4 protein-coding genes and 1 pseudogene are annotated in these 5,299 nt (G+C 41.2%); 2 read left to right on the top strand and 3 right to left on the bottom strand.

Annotated features, from left to right (window positions below; translation table 11 throughout):
- Window positions 1–443 (bottom strand): annotated as a pseudogene (locus Q0688_RS00180) (homoserine acetyltransferase); the annotation flags it as partial.
- Between the two features lie 11 nt (window positions 444–454).
- Window positions 455–1,750 carry an SLC13 family permease gene (locus Q0688_RS00185; RefSeq protein WP_299071397.1) on the bottom strand — a complete coding sequence of 432 codons (1,296 nt, stop codon included), beginning with the start codon at window positions 1,748–1,750 and terminating at the stop codon, window positions 455–457.
- A 264-nt stretch (window positions 1,751–2,014) separates the two neighbouring features.
- On the opposite strand from Q0688_RS00185, the gene Q0688_RS00190 reads away from it, so the two are divergent.
- Together Q0688_RS00190 and Q0688_RS00195 are read left to right on the top strand one after the other, a co-directional pair.
- A complete protein-coding gene (locus tag Q0688_RS00190; protein ID WP_299071399.1) occupies window positions 2,015–4,291 on the top strand; it encodes a TonB-dependent receptor in 2,277 nt (758 codons plus the stop codon).
- Between the two features lie 144 nt (window positions 4,292–4,435).
- Window positions 4,436–5,083, top strand: a complete 648-nt coding sequence (locus Q0688_RS00195; RefSeq protein WP_299071402.1) for a response regulator transcription factor — start codon at window positions 4,436–4,438, stop codon at window positions 5,081–5,083.
- A 7-nt stretch (window positions 5,084–5,090) separates the two neighbouring features.
- On the opposite strand, the gene Q0688_RS00200 is transcribed toward Q0688_RS00195, so the two are convergent.
- Window positions 5,091–5,299, bottom strand: a 209-nt coding sequence (locus Q0688_RS00200; RefSeq protein WP_299071405.1) for a hypothetical protein, incomplete at its 5' end; no start/stop codon positions are given.

The following is a 5,299-nucleotide window of genomic DNA, read 5'->3' on the forward strand; positions in this document are numbered from 1 at the left end:
AAACTTAGCCCATAAGGCTTACCTGTATCGGGATTGATACTAGCAGGACCAGTCGTAATTACCTTGGGATTATGAACACCCAAGTTAGCCAGTGAATCGACACTGATAACAAAATATTTGTTGGTATCAATCGCCTTATTGGGGCCAATAATGGCATCCCAGTAACCTACATTTTTATCGCTGCTATGATATTTTCCCGCTGCATGTGAGTTACCGGTAAAATAATGGGTAATCAAGATGACATTAGATTTATCTGCATTGAGTTGACCGTAACTTTCCCAACCCACTTTAACTTGTTTAATGGTTTTACCTGCAAAGGTTGTAAACTGAGCGAGTTCAAACTGTTTTTTGCTGGTCAGTAGCGTTGTTTCCGAGCCAAAAGAGTATGATGCGAAGCAAAGAATGCTTAACCAGCTAAAGTGTTTTACAAATCGTAGATACATAGTTGTCTCAATTAAAACCAATTAAATAGTAATACTGCCATGGCTAAACCAATCATTGGAATAACCACAGTTAACGCACCTACTGCCCAATAGGCTTGTTGATGAGTTTCATTACAGATAGCACGGATTGTTGTGACCACATAACCGTTGTGAGGTAAGGAGTCCAAAGCGCCAGAAGAGATAGATACGATCCGATGTAATTCTTCAGGATCAACCCCTTGATCTAAATAGTGCGGGCCTAATAACGGCAAAGCAATGGCTTGGCCACCCGATGCAGAGCCTGTTAATCCAGCAATCACACTGACGGCCACAGCTGCGCCTATTAACTCATTGCCAGGCAATTGGGTCATCACTTCAACTGCTGATTGAAACGCCATGGTGGATTTAGCGATAGTGCCAAAGCCAACTACGGCAGCGGTATTACCAATGGCGATTAAGGCGCCAGTGGTACCAAGGTTAATGGCATTCTGTAAGTCATGAAAATGGCGATAATTAATCACCAGTAGGGTTAGCACTCCGCCTCCTAATGCAATAATCAAAGCCAGTTGTTGCAGAGATTCGTGTAATAAGAAAGATAAAGTTAATACTACTAATAACGGAATTAGACCTGTTATCGGATGAGGAAAGTCTCGCTCTGGAATATCAGGATCGGTATTTCTATGTTCAAATTCTTCACCTTGGGCTACCGCTTTAGTGATCATACGTTTTAGCCACCAATAACCAAAACTCGCCATAAAAATGGCGACCACTAAACTGACTTCCCAAGCTGCAAAGGGTGAGGTACCCAAATATTTAATGGGGATCCAGTTTTGGATTTCTGGAGAGCCGGCAGAAGTCATAGTAAAAGTGACTGAGCCAAAAGCTAAAGCAGCAGGAATAAAACGCCTTGGTAAATTGGCGTCTTTGAACAAACTTAATGCCATGGGATAAACAGAGAAAGCCACAACAAATACGCTGACTCCACCATAAGTCAAAATAGCACAAGCTAAAACGACTGCTAATACAGCGTGTTTCATTCCTAACTTGCTGACTATCCACCTTGCAATTGAATCGGCAGCGCCGCTGTCTTCCATAAACTTGCCAAACAAAGAACCGAGCAAAAACATAAAAAACCACGAAGCAATAAAACCAGAAAACCCAGCCATATAAGTAGCTACAAAGTTAGTTTCTCCAATAAAAACTGGGATGTTGCTGGTTAAGGCCACAATGAGGGCGCAGAGTGGGGCGGCTATAAATAGATTGATGCCACGTATTGTTAGTACGATTAGCAGGATGAGTCCGCCAACCAGTCCTAAAAAGCTCACCATATTGAGTAGTCCTTTGTAATAAAACAACTGAAGTTTCAAACAGTTAAATAAATTTATTAGTAATTATTAATCGTCTGAATCGCTTTGACCGAAGCGTTACAAATGCAAGAATATTAACTCGCTGTTTAACGAGTAAGGACATAATGAGCAAATTGGCAGAAATTGACCATAGTACTATGGTACAGCATACCTTTTTTGATCTTTGGGTTAATCTTGCTTCGACCGTACCAACAAATGCCCAATGATTTTCAAAAAGGAAACCTCATGATTAAGCGCAGTTATACTCCAACTTTAAGCTCCATAGCCGTAAGTGTGGCTCTAATGAGCCCAGTGATGTTGGCACAAGCCCAAGAACAAAATAATCAAGGCTTAGAAAGAATTGAAGTCACTGCCCGTAAAACGGTGGAAAGTTTGCAAGAAGTACCTATTTCGGTGACGTCTGTTGGAGCCGAAGAATTGGCAGAGAAAGGTATTTCGGTGCTGACAGAAGTTCAACAATTTGCCCCCAATACCACCTTGCAAACGAGTCGCGGAACCAATTCAACCTTGACCGCGTTTATTCGCGGAGTCGGTCAGCAAGATCCACTTTGGGGCTATGAGCCTGGCGTGGGTATCTATATTGATGATGTGTATGTAGCTCGTCCTCAAGGAGCGGTGCTGGATCTGTTGGATGTTGAACGAATTGAGGTGTTGCGTGGTCCACAAGGCACTCTGTACGGTAAAAATACTGTTGGTGGCGCGGTTAAATATGTCACCAAAGCCATGAGTGGTGCCCCAGAATTAAACGTTCAAGGCACAGTAGGCAGTTATGCCCAGAGAGATATTAAACTGACAGGCCAATATCCTTTAGTCGAAGATACTTTGTACATTGGTTTTGGTTACGCTGACTTGAGTCGTGATGGTTATGGCGAATTTTTACAGTCAGCTTTACCCAATCAGGATCTAGAAAATTACAATAAGGACGTGTCTGCTGCCCGTTTGACCTTAGAGTTTACTCCGAGCGAAGACTTATTTTTCCGTTTAGCTTGGGATAAAACTGAAGATAAATCGAATGCCAAAGGTGGGTATCGTTTACTACCCAGTTTATTGACAGATGCACCTGTACCCGACAGCGTATTTGATTCCTATACCAGTTTACCTACATTTAATAAGGTAGAGATTGAAGGCTTCAGCCTTACCGCTCGGTGGGATATCAGTGACAATATGTCACTAAAATACATTGGTTCGTCTCGCGAAAGTTATTCACCTACTAATATCGATTTTGATAATACCCCGTTAGATATTTTTGATGTGCCAGCTATTTATGATGATGAGAACACCACCCATGAATTACAGCTAAATTATCAAGATGGAGACTTTTCATTAGTGAGTGGTTTGTACGCTTATGATGGTGAGTCTTGTGGTCAATTTGAGGCGATTTTAGGGTTTTTAGGGCGTGCGGCCTTCGGAACACCAGGCTTAACTCGAGAGGTTTCGGGATGTAACAATAGTGAAAGTGTCGCTGCGTATGCCCAAGCTTCTTACAATATTAATGAAAAACTCTCGTTTACCTTGGGCGCGCGTTTTACTGATGAAGAAAAACAAGCTGATGTTTCCAACGGTCTAATTTTTGAAAATTATTATCCAGAATCAAATTGGGTACCAGGTTATGTGCGAGAGTCTGATAATCCAGTACCGCAAGTCTTGGGAGAGGATACAAATAACGATGGCATTTTAGATGCGCCAGCCAAAGAAAGTTGGTCACGGTTTACTCCTAGAGTAGGTATAGAGTATCAAGCGAATCCAGATTTAATGTTCTTTGCCAGTTATTCCCAAGGGTTCAAATCAGGGACCTTTAACCCAAGGGCCACTGTTAATGAACCGGCAGCTGATCCAGAAATTGTTGATTCAATTGAAGTGGGTATGAAAAGTGATTGGTCGGATAGCTTTAGAACCAACATTACGTTGTTCTCACTTGATCATAAAGATCGCCAATATATTGGGGTGATACCAAGTGAAGATGCATCGGTATTAAATCAATATCTGGCTAATGTCGCCGCGACATCGGGACCCGGTATTGAGGCAGACATCACTTATATTGCGACAGACAATTTAAGTGTTGATTTTGCGCTCGGTACATTCGATTCAAAAATTGAAGAAAATAATGCCGTACCACCACTTATTGGCATATCCAATACGCCCGAATACACCGCTAACTTTGCATTGAACTATGTGATGGCAACAGAAGTTGGTGATGTTGTGTTTAACGCAAACTATTACTACCGTGATGATTATCGACTATTTGAAGACAGTGATTTATTGTTTCAAGATGGATATGGCATGCTGAATATGAGCGTTAGCTGGCAAAGTGAAGATGGCGATTGGTATGCCAGTTTACATGGTAAAAACCTAACTGACGAAGAATATAAAGTTGGGGGTTATAGCTTTGTAGCCGTTAATCCAGATGGAAGTTACGCTCCAGGTCTAGGTGGAGATAACACGCTAATTAGTTACTTTGGAGATCCGCTGACAGTGAGTCTAACAGTGGGTTATCGTTTTTAAATATATTTTCATTTCTTAAAAAGCGGCTTCGGCCGCTTTTCTGATTTTTGGATCAGCCAAAACTAATAGAAAATTGATGGACTTAAAGAGAATATCTAGGCTTAATGCCAGATAACTGCAAATTTACCCTACAGGATATATTGAATGTCAGTGAGAGCGATTATTGCCGACGATCACCCGTTGTTTCGGTCAGCTTTGTTACAAGCCATTCAGTCTGTTTTAGGGGGAAAGATCCTGCAAGCAGCTAATTTTCAGGATACCTGTGAACTGCTAAATGAAAATCCAGAAGTAGAACTTGTCTTTTTGGATTTGAATATGCCAGGTAATCAAGGCCTCACTGGATTGAGTTTTTTACGAAATGCCTATCCAGGGGTGCTAGTCATAATGGTATCTGCCGTTGAAGACACATCTACTATATGCCGAGCTATGGATTTTGGTGCAAGTGGCTATATTCCTAAATCAGCATCATTAGAGCATATCGCTCAAGCGGTCAGACAGGTGCTTGAAGGAGAAATTTGGTTACCCCATTCAATGGAAAATGACCTACCTTCACAAGAACGTTCAAAAGATAGAGAGTTCTCGGCTAAATTAGACAAACTGACTCCTCATCAATTTAGAGTATTAACCTTGTTGGCGGATGGCTTGTTAAATAAACAAATTGCCTATGAATTAAAAGTTCAAGAAACCACTATTAAACAACATGTTTCAGCGATACTAAGGAAATTGGAATTGATTAATCGCACACAAGCTGGCGTGGTGTTTAAACAGGTGATGGGCGAGTCAACTGAGTGATTCTATCTTAAAATAAACTTCTTCTTATTAATTGTTTTAGTGCTCCATATTTCACGGGTTTAGGTATAAAAGAAAACCCTGCTTCTACACTGTTGTTTCGAACTGCTTCACTATGATCTGCCGAGTTTACAATGGTTGGCACTTGCTGATGCCAATGAACTTGTAGGTTTGTAACTATTTCGGGGCCGATTTCATCTTGGTTTAGATGATAATCAA

The organism is uncultured Paraglaciecola sp. (genome assembly GCF_937123705.1).
GTDB lineage: Bacteria > Pseudomonadota > Gammaproteobacteria > Enterobacterales > Alteromonadaceae > Paraglaciecola.